16 protein-coding genes and 2 pseudogenes are annotated in these 19085 nt (G+C 65.6%); 9 read left to right on the top strand and 9 right to left on the bottom strand.

Features of this window, described 5'->3' with window-relative positions; genetic code table 11:
* Positions 1-368: 368 nt before the first annotated feature.
* Positions 369-1309 (top strand): annotated as a pseudogene (locus ACFXIV_RS40260) (IS3 family transposase); the annotation flags it as partial.
* Positions 1310-1355: 46 nt separating this feature from the next.
* Here the strand turns inward: ACFXIV_RS40260 and ACFXIV_RS40265 are convergent.
* Entirely contained in the window at positions 1356-2099 is a 744-nt protein-coding gene (locus ACFXIV_RS40265) for a TetR/AcrR family transcriptional regulator (protein ID WP_379403491.1), read from the bottom strand.
* Positions 2096-3730 (bottom strand): FAD-dependent monooxygenase, encoded by a 1635-nt coding sequence (locus ACFXIV_RS40270; protein WP_379403492.1) that lies wholly within the window; start codon positions 3728-3730, stop codon positions 2096-2098. Before ACFXIV_RS40270 ends, ACFXIV_RS40265 begins: the two co-directional genes overlap by 4 nt.
* 137 nt (positions 3731-3867) lie before the next feature.
* On the opposite strand from ACFXIV_RS40270, the gene ACFXIV_RS40275 reads away from it, so the two are divergent.
* From ACFXIV_RS40275 to ACFXIV_RS40290, 4 genes are all read left to right on the top strand, one after another.
* The gene (locus ACFXIV_RS40275) at positions 3868-5337 is read left to right on the top strand and encodes an aspartate aminotransferase family protein (protein ID WP_379403493.1); all 1470 of its coding nucleotides are present in this window, start codon (positions 3868-3870) and stop codon (positions 5335-5337) included.
* Positions 5321-5695 (top strand): Rid family hydrolase, encoded by a 375-nt coding sequence (locus ACFXIV_RS40280; RefSeq protein WP_379403494.1) that lies wholly within the window; start codon positions 5321-5323, stop codon positions 5693-5695. Before ACFXIV_RS40275 ends, ACFXIV_RS40280 begins: the two co-directional genes overlap by 17 nt.
* 638 nt (positions 5696-6333) lie before the next feature.
* On the top strand, positions 6334-6693 hold the full coding sequence (locus ACFXIV_RS40285) for an RNHCP domain-containing protein (RefSeq protein ID WP_379403495.1): 360 nt from the start codon (positions 6334-6336) through the stop codon (positions 6691-6693).
* Between the two features lie 27 nt (positions 6694-6720).
* Positions 6721-7134 carry an RNHCP domain-containing protein gene (locus tag ACFXIV_RS40290; protein ID WP_379403496.1) on the top strand — a complete coding sequence of 138 codons (414 nt, stop codon included), beginning with the start codon at positions 6721-6723 and terminating at the stop codon, positions 7132-7134.
* 53 nt (positions 7135-7187) lie between these two features.
* On the opposite strand, the gene ACFXIV_RS40295 is transcribed toward ACFXIV_RS40290, so the two are convergent.
* Together ACFXIV_RS40295 and ACFXIV_RS40300 are read right to left on the bottom strand one after the other, a co-directional pair.
* The gene (locus tag ACFXIV_RS40295) at positions 7188-8231 is read right to left on the bottom strand and encodes a phosphotransferase family protein (RefSeq protein WP_379403497.1); all 1044 of its coding nucleotides are present in this window, start codon (positions 8229-8231) and stop codon (positions 7188-7190) included.
* Positions 8228-8998, bottom strand: a complete 771-nt coding sequence (locus ACFXIV_RS40300; RefSeq protein WP_379403498.1) for an SDR family oxidoreductase — start codon at positions 8996-8998, stop codon at positions 8228-8230. Before ACFXIV_RS40300 ends, ACFXIV_RS40295 begins: the two co-directional genes overlap by 4 nt.
* A 282-nt stretch (positions 8999-9280) precedes the next feature.
* Here ACFXIV_RS40300 and ACFXIV_RS40305 point away from each other — a divergent pair, with 282 nt between their 5' ends.
* Positions 9281-10141 (top strand): phytanoyl-CoA dioxygenase family protein, encoded by an 861-nt coding sequence (locus tag ACFXIV_RS40305; protein ID WP_379403499.1) that lies wholly within the window; start codon positions 9281-9283, stop codon positions 10139-10141.
* A 76-nt stretch (positions 10142-10217) separates the two neighbouring features.
* Here the strand turns inward: ACFXIV_RS40305 and ACFXIV_RS40310 are convergent.
* From ACFXIV_RS40310 to ACFXIV_RS40330, 5 genes and pseudogenes are all read right to left on the bottom strand, one after another.
* A pseudogene (locus tag ACFXIV_RS40310) lies at positions 10218-11259 on the bottom strand (aminotransferase class III-fold pyridoxal phosphate-dependent enzyme).
* Positions 11260-11600: 341 nt separating this feature from the next.
* Positions 11601-13061, bottom strand: coding sequence for an APC family permease (locus ACFXIV_RS40315; protein WP_379403500.1), 1461 nt, complete (start codon positions 13059-13061; stop codon positions 11601-11603).
* 217 nt (positions 13062-13278) lie between these two features.
* On the bottom strand, positions 13279-13872 hold the full coding sequence (locus tag ACFXIV_RS40320) for a TetR/AcrR family transcriptional regulator (protein WP_379403501.1): 594 nt from the start codon (positions 13870-13872) through the stop codon (positions 13279-13281).
* 110 nt (positions 13873-13982) lie between these two features.
* A complete protein-coding gene (locus tag ACFXIV_RS40325; RefSeq protein WP_379403502.1) occupies positions 13983-14603 on the bottom strand; it encodes a TetR/AcrR family transcriptional regulator in 621 nt (206 codons plus the stop codon).
* Entirely contained in the window at positions 14600-15685 is a 1086-nt protein-coding gene (locus ACFXIV_RS40330) for a saccharopine dehydrogenase (protein WP_379403503.1), read from the bottom strand. Before ACFXIV_RS40330 ends, ACFXIV_RS40325 begins: the two co-directional genes overlap by 4 nt.
* Before the next feature lie 338 nt (positions 15686-16023).
* Here ACFXIV_RS40330 and ACFXIV_RS40335 point away from each other — a divergent pair, with 338 nt between their 5' ends.
* Genes ACFXIV_RS40335 through ACFXIV_RS40345 form a run of 3 tightly spaced genes read left to right on the top strand, consistent with a single transcriptional unit; the run spans position 16024 to position 19085 of the window.
* The gene (locus ACFXIV_RS40335) at positions 16024-16611 is read left to right on the top strand and encodes a hypothetical protein (protein WP_379403504.1); all 588 of its coding nucleotides are present in this window, start codon (positions 16024-16026) and stop codon (positions 16609-16611) included.
* Positions 16604-17983, top strand: a complete 1380-nt coding sequence (locus ACFXIV_RS40340; protein WP_379403505.1) for a glutamine synthetase family protein — start codon at positions 16604-16606, stop codon at positions 17981-17983. The genes ACFXIV_RS40335 and ACFXIV_RS40340 overlap by 8 nt, the downstream gene beginning before the upstream one ends.
* Positions 17976-19085: a Zn-dependent alcohol dehydrogenase gene (locus ACFXIV_RS40345; RefSeq protein WP_379403506.1), complete on the top strand. Its 1110-nt coding sequence runs from the start codon at positions 17976-17978 to the stop codon at positions 19083-19085. The genes ACFXIV_RS40340 and ACFXIV_RS40345 overlap by 8 nt, the downstream gene beginning before the upstream one ends.

Raw genomic sequence — 19085 nt, forward strand, 5'->3', positions numbered from 1 at the left:
CCCTGAATGCTAGTGACGTTGTATCGGCGAAATCCGGCGTCACGATCCGGCTTGACGTCCGGCTGTGACCTGTTCACTCAGCGCGAGAAGCGGCACGAGCGCTCGCTAGTTCCGTAGCAACGCAGCTTTACTGCTCCGATTCGGTACGAGCCAGCCGCAGCCAGTCAGGTCGGCATTGGCGGTGGGTCACCCGGCAGGGTGTCCAGGCCGACAGCCGTGTCCAGTCAGCTTTCACATCACTGCATTTCCTGAGGTCAGCGACCCGTCCCGCAATTCGCCGGAGCGACTGACCTGACCCGGTAATTTCGGTCCGGGTGATGAGTGTGAGTGCCTTGCGGCCCACGGAGTGGGCGGAAGGCTCGAAGACCATGGCGACACGCAAGAGGCACACCCCTGAACAGGTCGTGCGCAAGCTGAGCGAGGCCGATCGACTGTTGGGCGAGGGCAAGGAGATCGCCGATGTGTGCCGGACCCTGCAGATCACCGAGGCGACCTACTACCGGTGGCGCAACCAGTTCGGCGGGTTGAAGGCCGACGACGCCAAAAGGCTGAAGGACCTCGAACGCGAAAACTCCACCCTGAAACGGCTTCTCGCCGAAGCCGAGCTCTCGAGAAGGCAGCGTTGAAGGAGATCGCCAAGGGAAACCTCTAGACCCGGAACGCCGGCGGGCGGCCGTGGCGCACCTGATGGGTGTGCAGGGCCTCAGCGAACGGTTCGCCTGCCGGGTCACCGGGCAACACCGAAGTACCCGACGCCGATCTTCGGCCGATGAGACCACCGCGTATCCGGATGCGGCGCTGCGTGATTGGTTACGTAACTGGGCGAAAACGCATCCACGGCAGGGTTTTCGCCGCGCCTACCACAACGCCCGCGGCGAAGGCTGGACGATCAACCACAAGAAGATCCAACGCCTGTGGCGCGAGGACGGACTACGAGTCCTGCAGCGGCGCCGCCGGAAACGCCCGGGCTCCTCTACCGCCACGACGGTGACAGCGAACGCGCAGAATCGGGTGTGGGCAGTAGATTTCCAATTCAACGCCACCGACGACGGCCGCCCGGTCAAGATCGTCTCGATCGTCGACGAACACACCCGCGAATGCCTCGGCGGCCTGGTGGAGCGGTGGACCACCGCTGATCGGCTCATCGATGAGCTCGACCGCATCGCCGTCGATCGCGGCTACCCGGCCGCGCTGCGCTGCGACAACGGACCCGAACTGGCCTGCCAGGCGATGGCCGACTGGGCTGCTGAACAGGTCGGTTTGGTGTTTCATCCCGCCCCGTCAGCCCTGGCGCAACGGCTACATCGAGCACAGCCAGCCCGTAGGTGGTGCCCGCTGCCCTGGCACGACCTGTGCTATTTGCCGTCGATCAGACCTTCCAGAAGGTTCAGGTCCTGCCGCAGCAAGGCGATTGCCTGTGCGGGCCCGCTCACCGGTTCGGGGCGCTTTCCGGCAATGGTGACTGAACCGACGGCCATATCGGCGAACTGCCTAGCAAGGGCTTCTTCGTCGGGCTTCTGGTCGGGTCCGTACCACCAGGCGATCCAGTTGGTCATGCCGATAATCGCCAACGCAGCCACCCGGGCATCGACCGGGCGGAACTCGCCTGAACCGACGCCCTCTTTGATAATCACGGTGAATTCTTTCAAGACACGGCGCCGACCACTGTCATAGGCGCGGAAGAGCTCGTCGGGCAGTTCGCGCTCGGATCGGAGCAGCAACAGGAAACGAGCGGGATCGCGGGCCAGGCGCAGAGCGCTGTCATAAACCATCGTGTGCAAGCGGTCAGATGCACTGCGGGTCGTGTCCGCGCGAATCTCGTTGAGTTGGTCCGCGATTCCGCCACTGTCTTGGTCGACAAGCTTCGCCAGCAGATCGTCTTTGCTGTCCACATAGTGGTAGAGGGCGGGCCGGGTCAGCCCGGTAGCCTTGGCGATGTCCTGCAGGGTGGTTGCGGCGAACCCGCGTTCGGAGAAGAGCGCGATGGCCTGTTCGAAGATCTGCTTCTCCACGAGCTCGCGCCGCGGGTTGCTGCGCGGTGCGAGCTCACAGGTCGGCTTGCCGCGCACCTGCTGCTTATCGGCCCGATCGGTGTTCATCGCCGTAGCCTATGCGCAATCATGACTTCGTCACGGTCTTGGCGGGTCTGGACGGCCACGTCGATTCGGTCGCCGGCGAGTGCCGCAGCGGCGTCGTCGAGCAGATCCGCCGGGACGTCGACGGCCACGATCCTGGCGGATCGGCGGCGCAGGTCATCTGCGATCGCGAAACGATCCAGGACGTCGGATCGCGCTGCGGACCCACGCAGCCAGAGCACCGGGCGGTTCGTATCCGTCGCGCCAGCCGCTGTGTCCAGCCGTTCCCCAGACCAGAGCATGTCGCTGGGTATATCGATGATCGCTGCGGGAATCGTGCCGGGGTCCGGCATCGAACGCCCATCGATGGCGCATGATCGATCGGTTCGCTCACTGTCGACCGCGGTTGTGAACAGCCGTGTGGGCATGGAAAATCCGGCGCGATCGAGCGGTCTATCGAGGACCCATGAGGCGATGCCGGTGGTCGGCACCTCGTCCGCATCGATGCCGGCGTAGTCGGCCAAACCTCGGCGGACGATATCCGGGGTGGTGTCGAGAAAGCGCTGAAGCGGAACTTTGCCCGCTCTGGTCATGTAGGCGATCATCAACTGCTCGATCGGCAGCTCGGTGTGATCCGGGAAGGTCTCCCACCACAGCTCGCTTCGCCGCGCGATCGCCTGAAGTTCGACGACCGCGGGCTGGCGTCGCGCCTCGTACGCTTCGAACGCCTCGGGCACCGAATTCGCCTCGGCCAGTGCCCGATCGAGCTCGATCGCATCCTCCATCGCGAGTTTGGTTCCGGAGCCGATCGAGTAGTGAGCGGTGTGCGCGGCGTCGCCCAGCAACACGATATTGCGGTGATGCCAGCGGCGGCAGCGCACGGTCCGGAAACGCAGCCACCGGGTCCGGTTGCCCACCAGCGGTCGTCCGCCGAGCACCTCAGCGAAGGCCGATCCCAGGTACCTCAGCGACTCCTCATCACTCGCGGCAGGGTCGGTGAACTGCGCGGCGTCGGAGAATCCGGCCTTGCGCCAGGTGGTTTCGTCGGTCTCGATCAGGAAGGTGCTGGCGTGCTTCGCATACGGGTAGGCGTGGGTGACGAAGGTTCCCTCAGTGGTGTGGGCCGGCGCGAAAACCGCGTGCTCGAGCGCGAATTCGGTACCAGCCCACAGGTAGAGCCCTGCGCTGATGTCCACCTGCGGATCGAACTCCGCCGAGAAGCGGTCGCGGGTGGCGCTGTTGACCCCGTCGGCCGCGATGATCACCTCGGCATCGAGGTCGTTGATCGAGGCCCGGTGTCCGAAATGCACTGAGACGCCGACGGATTCAGCTTGAATGCGCAGGACGCGCAGCAACTCGGTGCGCGCGATGGCGATGGTGCTGAAGTCGGCGAACCGCACCGATCGGGAACCGAGGCGCATCGCGGCGTCATGGCGGGTTCCCGCACGCTCGACGGCATCCACGGTGGGCGAGTCGGCGGCACGCAGATTGCGCTGCGCGCCGGCGGGCAACCCGACGCCGAATCCGAAGGTCCGATCGGGGGCGTTCTGCTCGTACACATCGACCTGGGCGTCGGGATGCCGAAGTTTGAGTAGGCGTCCGGCGAACAGTCCGCCCGGACCGCCGCCGAGTATCGCGATGCGCTGGAGCTTCATCGAGGTCCTCACTGATCGATGTGACAGTTGCGTCAATTATTCGACACTATAGACGAAATTCGAACTTGGGAACACCTTGACAGTTTGACGATTGCGTCTGATATTTGAAGCCCACGTCACATTTTGAGGAGCTGGGCATGAACGAGCCCATCGGAACAGCGGAGTCATCCTCTGGGGATCTCGACACCATCACGCAGGCCGCGAGATGGGACGACAAGTACGCCATGCACGTCCACCGCCCGCCGGGCGAACACGCGCTCGGCATCGCGGTGGCGGCCGACGGCTGCTGGCTGACCATGAGCGACGGCACCAAGCTGCTCGATCTGCACGGCCAGTACATGTCGATGGGGGTGGGGCACAACCATCCCAGGGTCCGAGCTGCGTTACATACCGCCGTGGACCGGCTCGGCTACTGCGTCGACCTCTTCTCGCACGAGGACAAGGGTCGCGCCGCGAAGCTGCTGATCGAAGACACCATGGAGGGTTCGGACTGGGCTGGTCGGGTTCGATTCGTCGCCAGCGGCACCGAGGCCGTCGAGACGGCACTGCTGATGGCCCGCATCTACACCGATCGCCAGATCGTGGTGACCCGGCAGCTGGCGCACCACGGCTGGACCGAAGGGGCCGCGGCGGTCTCGACCTCCACGATCAACCGCGGTGACTACTTCGACCTGCCGCAGGGGCGTGTCCGCAACGCGTCGGTGCGGCACGCGCCCATCGCGCCCGCACCCTTCTGCGCGTCGTGCCCGCTGGGCAGAACACCCGGCCGATGCCGCGACGAGAAGGGCACGCTCGCCTGCGTCGTGGAGACCGAGCGAACCATCCGAGCCGTCGGTGTGCACAATGTCGCGGCCTTCATCACCGAGCTCTACAACGCCGCCGGCGCCTACATCGTCCCCGAGGACTATCCGGCCCAGATCCGTGAAATGACCGAACGGCTGGGAATCGTGTGGATCGACGACGAGGTCGTCGCGGGCGTCGGCCGAACTGGAAAGTGGTGGGCCTTCCAGCATTACGGTGTCACCCCGGACATCGTCGTCGCGGGCAAGGGGCTATCCAGTTCCGCCGCGCCGGTGGGCGCCTGCATCGTGAGCCGGAAGATGGCGGAGTTCTTCGACTCCGGAATCTGGACCGCGGCAGGCAGCTTCCACGGTCACCCGCTGTCGATGGCGGCCGTCTCGGCGACCCTCGAGACGATCATCGACGAGCAGCTCGTCGAGCATGCCGCGGAACTTGGTGAACACATCCGGCGCCGGCTGACCGACATGGCCGCGGCGCATCCGAGCCTGTCCCATTTCGAGGGCAGCGGACTCGGGTGGATCCTCAACTTCGTCGACCCAGCGACCGGACTGCCGTGGACACCGACGGACAGGTGGTATGACATCACCGCCGACGGTGACACCTTCAAGCCCTCGGAGTTCCTGACCGCAGAGTGCGCGCAGCGCGGCGTGTTGTTGTTCCCGTTCCTGCCCAACAGCATGCATCTCGGTCCGCCACTGGCGATCACCCAATCCGAACTCGACTTCGGTCTCGATGTGCTCGACGAAGCGCTGAGCCTGCTCGATGTTCAACCGTCAATGGAGACAGCCGATGCCGCCCAGCTCTGAAGCTCCCTATTCGCGAGCTGTTCGTGCGGGTGAGCATGCCTGGACTTCGGGTGCGGTCGGTCTCGATAACGAGGGCCATGTGGTCGGCTCTGACACCTACACACAGGCACGTGTGGCCTTCGCCGGTGCGGTTGCCGCGCTCGCGGACGTGGGCATGCTGGTATCGGATGTGGTGCAGGTTCGTGTCTACCTCACGCCCGAGTCCGACTGGGCCGGTGCAGCAAGGGCTTACAAGGAGACGTTCGGTGAGGTGCGGCCCGCGGCCACCATGGTCCGGGTGCATTCGCTTGCTCTGCCCGAACTGCTGATCGAGGTCGAGGCCCGCGCGGCCGCCGCGGAGTCCCGGTCCCGCGCGTGATGGGGCCGAGTATCCGTTCGCTTGCCTCGGCTCGAGCGCCGCCCGGCGCGGCCCGCACCCGCTCATCGTTTCGGAATCCAAGGAGAATCATCATGGGATCTTCAGCAGCGCAGCTGACCACGTTCGGTGTCATCGTCGGAGCTCTGTCCAGTGTTCTCGGCGCCGTGGCCGGCATTGCTGGCCTGGTGACCTTGTCAGCCGCCTGATACAGGCAAACTGGTGAGGAGTGCCTGTCCCAGCTGTTACCTGGGACAGGCACTCCTCACGTCACCCCAATTTACGCTTCCGCGAACGCCTCTCGGTACCGACACCGGCTGTGAGGTGTCTCGCGTTCCGGCCCGCCCCGCCGACGCGCGCGAATAATGGATGGCTGGTTAGCCATCGGCTTGCTAGCCTCCGTTCGAACCCCCGATCACCGACCGGGCACCCGCGACCTCACCGTCGATGTGCCCTGGAAAGAGACTTGATGTCCCGGCCAGCGCCGAGCGCGCCTCACCGCACCGCATAAACCGACACATTCGCATGCCCCGTCCCGCGGGGCGGTCGACCTGTCCGGTCGCGGTGCGCTCAATTCCCCTGTCGAGGATCGCTCGGCCTGCTCTCGCTGTCATGCAACGATTTCAGCCGAGGAGCTCCGGGTGTCTATCACTCTCCCCACCCAGAAGATCGACCATTTCACCTGCGTGTGGTGCGGACTCGCCGTCTCACGCTTCGCCGCCGACGGCGCACGCCGCAATCATTGCCCGTCATGCCTGCACTCCCAACATGTCGTCGACAAGGCCGGGGGCGGCCCGAGCGAGTGCCGAGCGCGGATGGCGCCGATCGCCGTCGCCGTGCCGCGCTCGGGCGACTGGATACTGATCCATCGCTGCGTGCGATGTGACGAGCTGACGTCCAATCCGATTTTCGCCGACGACAATCAGTTGATTCTCATGCGGATCGCGGTGCGCCCCCTCGCTCAGCCCCCGTTCCCGCTCGAATCGTTCGGTTCGCTATGACCCGGCTCCAGAGAAAGGAGTAGACCCATGCCACGTCGCACGAACCGACCGACCACCCGCCCACAGCGCCACAAGACAGTCCTCCATACCCACGGTGGGCATCGGCGCAATGACTTCCGTTGCGTGGGTTGCCGATTGGACGTACCCATCGACGCGCCGGGGACCAAGCACCGCAACCACTGCCCGAATTGCCTGGTCTCGAAGCACGTGGACCGCAAGGTGCCCGGTGACCGCGCTGCGGAATGCCACGGGCGGATGGAAGCGCTCGGCATGACCGCGCGCGCGGACGGCGAATGGATGATCATCCACCAGTGTGTCGAGTGCGGGGAACTCAGCACGAATCGGGCAGCGGGTGACGACAACCCGCTCGCCCTGGTCCGGCTCGCCATCCGGCCGTTGCGGGACAGGCGGCTCACGAGCCCGACACTGCTCGCACTCTGAACCTGAAAGTGCGGTGGAAGACGTTGCTGTGCAAGGTCTTCCACCGCATCCGGTCAGAATCGCGGATTCTGCAGGGCTGCGAGCCCGGCTTCGAGGAGTGGCTCGACGGCGTCGCCGACACTGTCGAAACCGGGCCCGACGGTCTTGCCCAGGCGATATCGGTAGTGAATCCCCTCGAGAATCACCGCGGTCTTGAAGGAGGCCAGCGCGAGATAGAAGCCCAGGTGTGACAGAGCACGGCCGCTACGCTCGGTGTACCTGTCGAGAATCTCGGATTCGGTGAGGAAGCCGTCCGCCCTCGAAACATCCGGGAGCGCCTCGACTCCCGCCGCGCCCAGTCGGTGATAGACCACCAACAACGCCACGTCCGTGAGCGGGTCGCCGACTGTCGCCATTTCCCAATCGACCACGGCAGCGACCCGATTGCCATCCTCGACCAGCAGATTGTCGAGACGATAGTCGCCGTGCACGATGCCGTCCGCGGACGGCGGCGGCTGGGCGGCTGCCAAGCGCAGGTACAGCTCTTCCGCTGCGGGTAGGTCACGAGGGTGCGATGCGTCGAACTGCTTCTTCCACCGATGCACCTGGCGTCCGAGGAATCCGATCGGGCGGCCGAAGTCTTCCAACCCGACCTCGTTGGGGCGTACACGATGAAGCGAGGCCAGGGTGTCGATCATGGCCGTAGTGATCGCTCGGACCTGATCCTCGCCCAGCGCGGTGAGCTCGGCAGCCGTCCCATACGAGGTCCCGGCGACATGCTCCATCACGTAGAACGGGGCGTCGGCGACAGTCGTGTCATCGCACAGTATTTCGGGCCGCGGTACCGGGACATCGGTCTCCGCGAGCGCGGTCAGGACCCGGAACTCGCGGCCCATATCGTGCGCCGTCGCGAGCACATGACCCAGTGGGGGACGCCGTACGACCCATCGCGCCCGTCCGTCGGTGATCTCATACGTCAGGTTCGACTTGCCGCCGGCGAGAACCCGTCCCGACAGCGGTCCGAGGGTCAGCTCCGGGCGCTGTTCGAACAACCAGGCGCCCACGCGATCCAGATCGAGCCCCGGCAGGGTCGTCGATAATGCGGTGTTCATCGTCATGCCCCTTCACCGTCGACTAGCTGCCCGGTCAGGGTGACGCCACCGTCGACCACGACCAGCTGGCCGGTCAGCCAGCTCGCCTCGGCGGAGAGCAGGAACGCGACCACGCTCGCGACATCCTCGGGAACCCCGAGTCTCCGAAGCGGATATGCCGCAGCGACTTTCTCCTCTTTGCCGTCGTACAGCGCTGCGGCGAAATTGGTCTTCACCACGGCCGGTGCGACCGCGTTGACGCGAATGGAGGGCGCTAGCTCGATGGCGAGCTCCTGGGTGATGTGCGTGAGCATGGCCTTGCTGGCCCCATAGAACCCGATTCCCGGGGCGGGCCGCACGCTGGCCACCGAGGACACGTTCACGACCGCGCCCCCGTTGTCCATCATCCAGGCCCGATGGGTGTGCTGCACCCAGGACAGTGCGGCCAGGCAGTTCACCTCGAAGATCTTGCGTGCGGTCGCGAGTGGCAGATCCACCATCGGGCCGAAGACGGGATTGATTCCGGTGTTGTTGACAAGCAGGTCGACACTGCCGAAGGTCTCGATGGCTCGCCGCACCGTCTCGGCCTGATGCTCTACATCATCCGCAGTACCGGCGACAGCGAGCGCGTGCTCGCGACCGCCGAGTGCTTCGACCGCGTCATCGAGCGCGTCCCGCTTACGAGCCGTGATCACCACCCGCGCTCCCTCGCTGACTAGCCGCCTGGCAATGCCGAGACCGATTCCTCTGCTGGCGCCGGTAACGATGGCGGTCTTGCCCTCAAACCTGTTCACGGATAGGTCCTTTCACCACTGTGGAGGCGTCGGCAGCTCCGGCGCCCGAGCACTGCATTGACGTATCAGTCGTATATTCTACGCTTGCGTCAATGGTGGATCGGGTGAGCGCGGGTCTACATCGATGGAGAGGTGGCCCTGGTGTGCTGAGTTCTCATGTCCTGTCGCAGTTTCAATCCGATTCCACTCATTGACGCATGCTGGAGTCTGAGTTAATCTCAGTCAATCGACTAAGTCGAATGACTGGATCGATTTATCGCCATCGCGGAAAGAGGCTTCGGTTTGAATTCACACAGCACGGCGGAACTTGCAACGCTGCCCAGAAGTGCATCAGTCGAAGAGATTCTCTCGATTGTCGGCCGGGACGGGGGAGCAGTTATCGAGCGATTTCTTACATCGGATCAAGTGGATCGGCTGAATAGTGAGCTTCAGCCGCACCTGGATTTGCTAGAGCCCGGCTCCCGGCATCAAAACGCGGATATTGCGGCATTCCATGGGCGGAATACGAAGAGGTTGACCAATCTCGTCGCGAACTGCGAGACGTTCCGGAATGAGGTGCTGCCCGATCCGCTGGCCGAGTCGATCGCCGACGCCATGTTCATGGCGGAATCGGGGACCTATTGGATGGGTACTGCCCAGGTTATCGAGATCGGTCCGGGTAGCGCGGCGCAGCTGCTCCATCGCGATCTGGCAAACTACCCGCCGTTCGTCATGCTCGGTCCGGACGGCCCCGAAGCGATGATCAATTTTCTGGTCGCGCTCACCGACTTCACCGAGGAGAACGGCGCAACCAGGGTCATCCCGGGCAGCAACACCTGGTCCGATTACACGAACTGTGGCTCACCGTATATGACCATTCCGGCGGAGATGTCAGCGGGCGACGCTCTTCTGATCAGTGGGCGGGTGGTCCATGGCGGCGGTGCGAATACGACCGGAAAATCCCGCCGGGGACTGGCATGGACATTCAATCTCGGCTATCTCGTGCCGGAGGAGGCATATCCGTTCATGGCGGATATCGAGTTGGTCCGTACTCTGCCGTCCCGCGTTCAGCGTCTGATCGGGTTCCGATCGCAATATCCGGTCAATCACCCGGGACTCTGGCAGTGGGATTATGACGAGCTCGCCGATCGGCTGGGACTCTGATCGCCGGCATGCCGCGCCACTTGTAGCCCCGACGCATTTCGCGCCGGGGCCGCTTCGCTGTCAGCGGAGAGTTCGATCAGCGAGATACGCGCAGCACGCGGGTAAGCACATCGATCCCTTCGGCGACCACGTCGCCGTCGATCACCAGCGGCGGCAGTTGGCGGATGACATTGCCGTAGGTGCCGCACATGTGCACCAGGACTCCGCGTGTAAGGGCATCGGCGGCAACGGCTTTGGTCAGCACCGGATCAGGTTCGGTGGTGTTCGGCCGGACGAGTTCGAGGGCGATCATGCCGCCGCCCCCGCGGACCTCACCGACAATTCCGGTTTCGGCGGCGAGCGCGCGCAGCACCGGCACGGACGACCGGATCGCCGCCGTAGGTGCCGCCCAGTCCGCCTGGATGGACCGCGTCGAGCAGGTCCGCGCGGCCTGTGACGGCCGTGAGAGGCATCCCGCCGGCGATGCCCTAGGCCTTGGTGGCGATGTCGGGCACGATGCCCTCGTGTTCGCTGGCGAACCGGGCGCCGGTGCGGACGGAGCCCGTGTGCACTTCGTCGGCGATGAACACCACCCCGTGCTCGCGTGCCTAAGCCGCGAGCGTGGCCAGGAATCCCGGTGCGGGAACGGTGAATCCGCTCTCGCCCTGGATCGGCTCAATGACAGCGACCACGGCCTGCCTTCCAGTGGCCAGCCGGGCGATCTTGATCGCGTTCTCCACCGCCTCGGCGCCGGAGTTGAACAGAACGCTGCGCTTGGCCTGCTGACCTCGGGGTCAGTGCGACGAGTTCTTCGGCGAGTCGAATGTAACCCTCGTACGGGATGACCATGAAACACGTGTGAGTGAAACGTGCGGCCCGCTCGGCGATGGCCGTGACGACCGCTGGATGCGAAGCTCCGACGGAAGTCACGGCGATGCCGGATGGCAAGTCGATCAACGAATTTCCGTTTGGTCCACAATGACGCCACTGTCAGCGTCGGCCGTGCAAATCGGCGCAGCGGACCTGACACCCGCGGCCACGGTGGCGGCACGGCGGGCGGCGAGCGCCGCAGACAGCGGGCCGGGCAAGGCGGTGACGAGGGTGCGCTGCTGTGGCAACCGGTACGCGATGGGGGTCATCGAAGGTGCTCCAAGGGTTCGTCGGAATGGGTTTCGTACCCGGCCCGTTCCAGTGGCCGGGATGCGCGGAAACCCCTGACGGACGGGGAGATCCGTCAGGGGGAGCAGGGCGTCGGCGTTACGCGGCCGCGGACAGCGTCGCCAGGCCGACGAACCCGGCCACGGCAGCGAAGACGCCGGAAATCGCGCCTGCTACCGCTCCGATGATGGCCAGTTCAGCACCGGTGGATCCCATGTCATTCTCCTGAATTGTGTTGGTAGGTAATCGAATAGACGGTGCAGTCGGCGTGTGGGCGGACCCCGGGCGCCCGGCCGTCGGTGCGGCGGGTAGGCCGGTACGCTCACCGGCGCTCCGCGGTGAGCTGCGCGTCACCGGGCTCCTCGCCTCCGACCACCGCCGGAAGCGTGGAGGTCAGACGCCGGGCACGGGCGTAGAACACGAGCGCGAGCGCGGCGGTGGATCCCAGCGCGACGTACGACATCGCGGCGACCGGTTGCGGTGCGGGTGAGACGATTCCACCGACGTAGAGCCACGCGGTCGTGCCGGCGCCGACGGCCATGGCGATCAGGAATCCGAAGGTCGAGGTACGGGCGCGGCGGAGTAGGACTGCTGCGCCGATGCACACCAGCACGTAGGGTGCTACCCAGAAATAGACGACCAGTGTCGACACCGCACTGTAGATCGACGGCAGCGGTCCACTCGAACCGATCGTGAGGATCACGATTCCGGCGAGGCCGGCGAGGATTGTCACCGCAATCGCGATGCCGGGGCTGCGGAAGCGGGCGTTCACCTCGGCAAATCTGCGCGGAAGCAGGCCCTGGGACGCGAGGGACACGATGAAGCGCGAGCCGTAGTTGACGAAACCGATCAGGGCCGCGAAGGTCGCGATGGCGACGACCAGATCGGTGGCCTTGCCGAGGCCCTCCGGCAGGCCTGCCTGCCGAGCCAGCGCGGTGGGCGGTGACACGCCGTCGAGAATGGCGCCCTGGGCGGCCAGGATGCCGGGCGTCTGCAGCACCGTCGCAGCGAGGTACAGCGTGCCGAGCACCAGCGGGACGCTCATGACCGCGACCGGGACGCTGCGTTTCGGGTCCCGGGTCTCCGAGGCCAGAGCGGCGCTGCCTTCGAATCCGACGAGAAACGCCGAGCCGGAGGCGATTCCGGCGACCACCGCGCTCATCGAGGTCCCGTGCAGGGACAGTTGCTCGTGCAGTGCGAGCCCGGTATGTGCGGCGCTCGCGCCGGTGACAAACAGCAACAGCGGCAGGCACACTACGGTTAGCGCGACCGCGATGAGGACGGACACGTCCAGGCCACGATAGGTGATCAGGCCGACGATCGCGGACGCGGTCACGTAGATGGCCAGCTGTGTGGGTTTGCCCATCCCGCCGTCGATTCCGATCGACACCAGGAAGCTCCCGGTGTACGCGCCGATCACCAGGAGGATGCTCGCGATCATCGCCAGGTATCCCAGCAGCAGCGACGCCCCGGTGATCGCGCGTGCCCAGGGCCCGAAAACCTCGCCGACATAGGCGAACAGAGAGCCGGACGCGGTGTGGCGGCGGGCGAAGACGATCACCGCCATGCCGACGCAGATCACCGCCAGCGCGGAGATCAGTGCGGCGACCCAGCTTCCCCATCCGGCATTGACAACGAGCAGCATCGGAAACGAGGCCATGCCGACGGCCGGGATCATCGAGCAGATCGCCAGCGCGGTGAGTCCGATGTGGCCGAGGCTACCGCCGTTTCCGTCGTGTGGATCCGCCGGGCAGCCTGCTTCGGGGTGGGGTGTTTCGGGCATGGGTATTCCTTGGAATGTTGGGCTGCAAGAGAATTCGCGGAGATGGCGAAGAGACAGCCGCCGTTGAGTTACGACACGCATCCATCGGTTTGGGGGTCGGTCGAAGACCCGGTGCGTGATATCAGTCACATGACTAAGTCGTGTGACTGAGAGTAGATGCGCTCGACCACGCCGTCAATGGATTCAGCGAAATTGGTGTGCGAGGAGCGGAATTGCGTCAGCGGGGAGCGCGGACGGCGTCGACGATCGTGACGATGGCCGCGGAGATCGCGTCGAGTTCGGCGTCGCTCACGCCGTTGGTGCCGGCGGCCAGGTGCTGCATGTACAGCCCATCGATCGCGCCGATCGTGTAGCGTGCGAGAACTTCCGCGTCGCCGGGTCGGGCGTCGACGGCCCCGTCGAACTCTGCCGCGAATGCGGTGATGAACTTCTGATAGCTGGCGGCGGCGAGGTCGGCCTTGTCGGCGCTGCGCAGGGCCCACAGCAGCAATTCGTATTGGGCGAGTGCGATTTCGCGGTCGGTGCCGAGCTTGTCCTGGAAGCGGCTGATCAGCGATCGAGCGACGCTGCGGCGGGTCGGCGGCTCGCCGGTGTCGATCGCTGTCCGCATGACCATGGTGCGCAGCGCGTCGTCGACGGCGATGTAGATCTCGTCCTTGCCGTCGAAGCTGTAGTGCAGCGCGGCGAGATTGACCCCGGCCTCCTCGGCGATCCGCCTGGTGCTCGCCGCGGCGAGGCCGTCGCGGGCGATGACTCGCGCGGCGGCCTCGACGATCCTGGATCGACGCTCGGAAGCCGTCAGATAGGCCATGTCACCACCATTCATCGCTCTCGCCAACGCTGCCCGGCCGGGTTCGTTCTTTCTCGAGAGTATCTGGCCGGGGTTGGCACATGCCCGCAGGCCCGCGTGGACCGGGCGCGTCAGTGCTCGGATTCGGCGTCGAGAAGTGTTGCCGCAGTCGCGATCAGAAGTGCCTCGGCGTTCGGGTCCGCGTGCGCGGCGACGCCGGATCGGAACAGGGCGGCCCCTTCGATAAGGATGGTGAACACCCGAGCCCGGGCTTCGCAGATCTCGGCGGTGAGGGCCGGACTTCGCGCGTGCACGACAGCGGCGACGTGGGCTTGGTAGTCGCGATAGAAGGTCCGCATCGCCTCGGCGATGGTGGCGTCGCGGCTGGCGAGTGCCCACAGTTCGGTGTAGATCCGTGTCAGTCGCGGATCGTCCTGCTCGGCGAGCAGGACGTGCACCAGGTCTTCGGCGGATTGTGCGGTGACCGGCCGCGACAGCAGCGGCTCTAGTCGCCCCAGTGAGGATTCCAGCGTGCGCTGTAACACCGCGTGGACCAGGTTGTCGCGGTTGGGAAAGTAGTACTGCAGATGGCCCAGTCGCACTTGGGCTTTCGCGGCGACCGCGCGCATGGTCAGCTCGCTGTAGCCGGATTCGACGAGGATCTGCTCGGCGATGTCGAGAAGTTCGGCCCGGCGATGCTCGCCCTTGGAGGTGGCTCCCGCGCGCCGGGCCGAACCGGTCGATCGGGTCATGCGTTCCGGCCGGCGGGGGAGACGGTATCGATCTGCACCTCCACACCGTAGGCGGCCAAGGCCGCGGGGACATCGGACGGCACGGGAGTCTGCTCGGGGAAGCGCACGCCCTGCACGGCGGGCGCTCCGTCCAGACCCAGGACCCTCCGCACTCCCAGGAAGGCCCCCACTGCGGTGAGATGCGCCTGGCCGGCGGGATCGTTCACCACCGCGCTGTGGGTGAGGTCCTCGTGGGTGACATCGATGCGCAGCCGGGCGATACCTCCCTCACCGGGCGCGTACAGCAGCGCCCGCCGTGCATTCGTGAAGCGGTCACCCCGGCCCCAGCGGAAGAACCCGAGCCGCTTCGCCGCCAGCAGCGCCGAAGTCGATGCGGCGGAGCTGAATCCGATCCGTGTGGTGGCCGTGGTGGTGCCCAGTGTCAGCGGTAGGGTGAACTGCTCGGGAGTGTCGATGCGGGCGACCCGGGTGAGATCGTCTCCAATCCACACGCGCCGCACGTCGGTGAGCGGCATGATCGTGTGCCGGCGGCCGTCCTGAACCGCCTCGTAGTCCAGCCCGAGCCGGTCCATGAACTCCACCGAGTCGGCTCCGGCGCGGTCCTGCATATCCCATCGAATCGCCACGTCCACCACGTCGGCTCCACCGAGATCCGCGGCCAGGTGTGCTGTGACGAGGCTCGTCACGCCGCCCATCCATGCCGAGGACAGCAGTACCGGCGCAACCGGATTCAGGAGGGCTGCGACCGTCGCGGCGCGCTGGAGCCTCGCGGTCCAGCGGGTGATGTCGACCAGCGGCAAGCCGCCGATGATCGCGGCCCGCAACACTCGATCGTCGGGATCGTTCACCACCGAGACCACCGCTCGGGCACGGGAATGGAACGGAGTGGGGTCTGACAGATCCCAAACCTGCAGGGCAGCACCGGTCTTCTCGGCTAGGTCGCGGCCTCGTTCCACGGATCGACCGGTGAGCAGCAACGGCAGCGACGGGGCGGCCAACCGGGCCAGCTCGGCGCCGACGGTTCCATACCCGCCTACAAGCAGAACCGGTCCGTTCGCGTCGAATTCGAGTTCATCATTCACACTGTGAATATAGGTCATGCGACCTAAAATCGAGGTGACAGGTCGATCACAGCGCATTCGCCGGGTCGGGTGTTGACGCGAAGTGTGATCTGGCTTATTGTCAGTCGTATGACTAAGTCGAGTGACTGACATCATTACCAGGCCAGGCGGCCCACTGTCACAGCCACCAAGCGCGACGCGCAGGGAACAGGGGTCGGCCAGGTTCGCGATCGAGTGGGCAGCCCTTCGCCGGCAGCACTCGAGAACAGAAGGAATCCCACATGACAGATACCCGTGTGGTGACGGAATCGGCTCGGCCGTCCCCTCGATGCGCCGATCCGAGCCCGTCCGACGCTCGCGTGCTCCTCGACGGTGATGCAACGCCATTCGCCCGGGCCCTTGCGACCAGGATTCGCATCGCTCTGCGGACCGAGACCGGTCGCCGCGCACTCGATGCGCTGACCGGCGCAGTGGACCTGCGGTCCGCCATCGATGCCCAGGCGGCGCAATTGCGCCGAACCCCGGAAGGGGTCGCGGTGGTCGACGTCGATGGCAGGGGCGATCATTCGATAACGGTGCAGCCCATGACGTTCGATGTCGTGGGTGCGGATCTGCCACCCGCGCTGCACGATGCGGTGGTCGCGCTGATCGAGCCTGAGCCTGCAGACCTCGACATTGCGGCGCAGCGGTTCTGGGAGCTCGCCATGGACCTGCCGGGCATGCCCGGCGTCCGTCTGTCGGCGGTCGATACGGGCGCCGAAGTCGTGCTGGGCCCGGACACAGGTCGCTACGAAATCTTCGGCAGCGAGCTCGATCTGCGCAGAGTGCTCACTGGTATGGACTGGTTCCCGCATGCCTTGCGCGCGGGCCGCTTCGCGATCCGGGGATCCCAGCGTCAGTTGTCGGTGGTTATCGGTGCGTCGACGAAAGCGGTTTACGATGTTTGACCACAACACCCTCGTCTCCTGGATCGAGGAGAATTCGATCCGGTCCGTGCGGGTTCAGACGGTGAATCTGGACGGCGTGCTGATCGGCAAACACTTGTCCCCGCAGAAGTTTCTGGCCGGCGCCCGGTCGGGTTGGGGATTCAGCGATATCGCGCTCGCGGTCGATCTGGGCAACAGTGCCCAGCTCGGTTTCGAGTTCGGCGAATGGCGCGGTGAGATGCGGGACGTGCTGCTGCGCCCCGACCTGAACACGCTGTCCCGGGACGAGGCGCTGCCCGGTCTGGCGACGGTCATGTGTGATCTGGTGGACCAGCACGGTACCCCGCTGCCGGTTTGTTCGCGGTCGGTGCTGGCCAGAATGACCGGTCTGCTCGCCGAGCGTGGCTTTACCGGCCGGGCGGCGGTCGAAATCGAGGCCTCGGTCTTCGAGGAATCGATCGAACAGGCCAGGGCGCAACGCTTTCAGAATCTGCATCCACTGGGCGGCACCGGTGCGGCCATCTACGTCCTGAGTCGTTCACGCGATTTCACCACGTTGCTGGACGCGATGGCGGAACGTCTGCAGCGGACCGGAATTCCCTGGGAAGGGTGGGCAGATGAATCCGCCCACGGGCAGATCGAATTCAACCTGCCGCCGACCGACATCCTCACCGCCGCCGACTGGTACGTGCGGGCCAAGCAGGTGATGCGCGAAGTCGCCTGCGAGCATGGCCGGACCATCACCTTCATGGCGCGATGGTCACCGGATCTCTTCGGTCAGGGTGCGCACATCAATCTGTCGCTGCAGCGCGAGGACCGCAATGTGTTCTTCGATCCCGCTGCGCCGCAACAGCCTTCGCAGACGATGCGGGAGTTCATCGCAGGTGTGCTCGCAACCTTGTCGGCGGCCGCGTCCTTCCAGTTCCCGACGGCGAACTCGTATCGGCGCATCGCCGAGTTCGACGGCCCGCCCACCTCGGTGACGTGGGGCGTGGACAACAAGAGCACTGCGGTGCGCGCGGTGTGCGCCGGGGAGAAGCTGTCGAGGATCGAGTACCGAGTCCCGTCCGCGGACGTCAATATCTATCTGTCGATGGCGTCGTTCCTCGCCGGTGGCCTGATCGGACTGCGTGATGAGCTCGACCCAGGCGAACCGTGCGAGGTCATGGCATGGGGGCTGCCGCCCGGCACGCCCAAACTTCCTGCCACCCTGTCGTCGGCGGTGCAGGCGCTGGAATCCGATTCCGTCCTCACCGAGGTACTGGGCGCCGATCTCGTGCGCTACTGGATCGGTACCCGCCGCTGGGAGTGGCTGCAATTCCACACCACCGGTGGCGATCCCGCGCCCGGCGTCTCCGCGTGGGAGCTCGAGCGGTACTTCGAACATGTCTGAGCGCGGAGCCGACGCAGTCCGGGCCGCGGTACTGAACACAGCGCCGGGAATCCTCGAGTTCGAGGACCTGCTGCTGGATACGCCAGGGCCGCACGAGGTGCGGGTGCGGACGATGGCTGTGGGCCTGTGCCACACCGATCTGCACTACATCGACGCCGTCTGGCGTACTGACCTACCCGAGGTGCTCGGGCACGAGGCGGCCGGCGTGGTCGAGGCGGTTGGATCGGAGGTCACGGCGGTGTCCCCGGGAGATCACGTCGTCACCTGCATGACCGCCTTCTGCGGGCGTTGCCGGTTCTGCCTCGACGGTCGATTGACGTTGTGCGTCAACCATTCTGCGCTCCGAACCCGGCCACGTGCCGCGCTCACCAACGCGCGCGGCGAAGCCGTGGGCCGCATGGGTGGTGTCGGCGGCTTCGCCGAGCGCATGCTCGTGCACGAGAACAGCCTGTCCCGGGTGGACCCGCGCGTGCCATTCGATCGAGCGTGCCTGCTCGGCTGCGCGACCATCACCGGCATCGGCGCGGTGTGGCACAGCGCTCGGGTTCGCCCGGGCTCCACCGTCGCCGTCATCGGTTGTGGCGGAGTCGGATTGGCGGTCGTCCAGGGTGCCCGGCTGGCCGGTGCTGCGCAGATCCTCGCCGTCGACCTCGATGAAGGTAGCCGGGAACAGGCGCTGCGCTTCGGAGCGACGGCCGTCGTCGATCCTCGCGCCGTGGATCCCGTCGCCGCGGTGAAAACCCTGTGCTCCGGCGGAGTGGACTACTCCTTCGAGGCGATCGGCCGTCGCGACACCGTGGAGCAGGCCTTCGCCATGCTCGGCCCGGGCGGCGTCGCCACCGTGCTCGGGATGGTGCCCGATGATCAGCCGTTGCGGATCGCCGCGTCCGAGCTCTTCTTCCGGGAGAAGCGGTTGCAGGGCTCACTGCTCGGATCGAACCACTTCCCCTCCGACATTCCGCAGCTCGCTGACCTGTATCTGACGAACCGGCTGGATCTGGACGCGATGGTCTCGCGGCGGTTCGGCTTCGTAGACATCAACTCCGGTGTCGAAACCCTACGCCGAGGAGGTGTGCATCGTGTCGTCGTGGTCTTCGACTGA

It is taken from the genome of Nocardia sp. NPDC059236 (genome assembly GCF_042754085.1).
In the GTDB taxonomy this organism is placed as follows: domain Bacteria; phylum Actinomycetota; class Actinomycetes; order Mycobacteriales; family Mycobacteriaceae; genus Nocardia.

What these genes read in the sequence shown, in the direction of transcription:
- ACFXIV_RS40295 (WP_379403497.1), bottom strand. Translation starts at nt 8,231, where the DNA reads ATGACGATGAACACCGCATTATCGACGACCCTGCCGGGGCTCGATCTG.
- ACFXIV_RS40270 (WP_379403492.1), bottom strand. Translation starts at nt 3,730, where the DNA reads ATGAAGCTCCAGCGCATCGCGATACTCGGCGGCGGTCCGGGCGGACTG.
- ACFXIV_RS40325 (WP_379403502.1), bottom strand. Translation starts at nt 14,603, where the DNA reads ATGACCCGATCGACCGGTTCGGCCCGGCGCGCGGGAGCCACCTCCAAG.
- ACFXIV_RS40280 (WP_379403494.1), top strand. Translation starts at nt 5,321, where the DNA reads ATGCCGCCCAGCTCTGAAGCTCCCTATTCGCGAGCTGTTCGTGCGGGT.
- ACFXIV_RS40345 (WP_379403506.1), top strand. Translation starts at nt 17,976, where the DNA reads ATGTCTGAGCGCGGAGCCGACGCAGTCCGGGCCGCGGTACTGAACACA.
- ACFXIV_RS40320 (WP_379403501.1), bottom strand. Translation starts at nt 13,872, where the DNA reads ATGGCCTATCTGACGGCTTCCGAGCGTCGATCCAGGATCGTCGAGGCC.
- ACFXIV_RS40265 (WP_379403491.1), bottom strand. Translation starts at nt 2,099, where the DNA reads ATGAACACCGATCGGGCCGATAAGCAGCAGGTGCGCGGCAAGCCGACC.
- ACFXIV_RS40275 (WP_379403493.1), top strand. Translation starts at nt 3,868, where the DNA reads ATGAACGAGCCCATCGGAACAGCGGAGTCATCCTCTGGGGATCTCGAC.
- ACFXIV_RS40315 (WP_379403500.1), bottom strand. Translation starts at nt 13,061, where the DNA reads ATGCCCGAAACACCCCACCCCGAAGCAGGCTGCCCGGCGGATCCACAC.
- ACFXIV_RS40340 (WP_379403505.1), top strand. Translation starts at nt 16,604, where the DNA reads ATGTTTGACCACAACACCCTCGTCTCCTGGATCGAGGAGAATTCGATC.
- ACFXIV_RS40290 (WP_379403496.1), top strand. Translation starts at nt 6,721, where the DNA reads ATGCCACGTCGCACGAACCGACCGACCACCCGCCCACAGCGCCACAAG.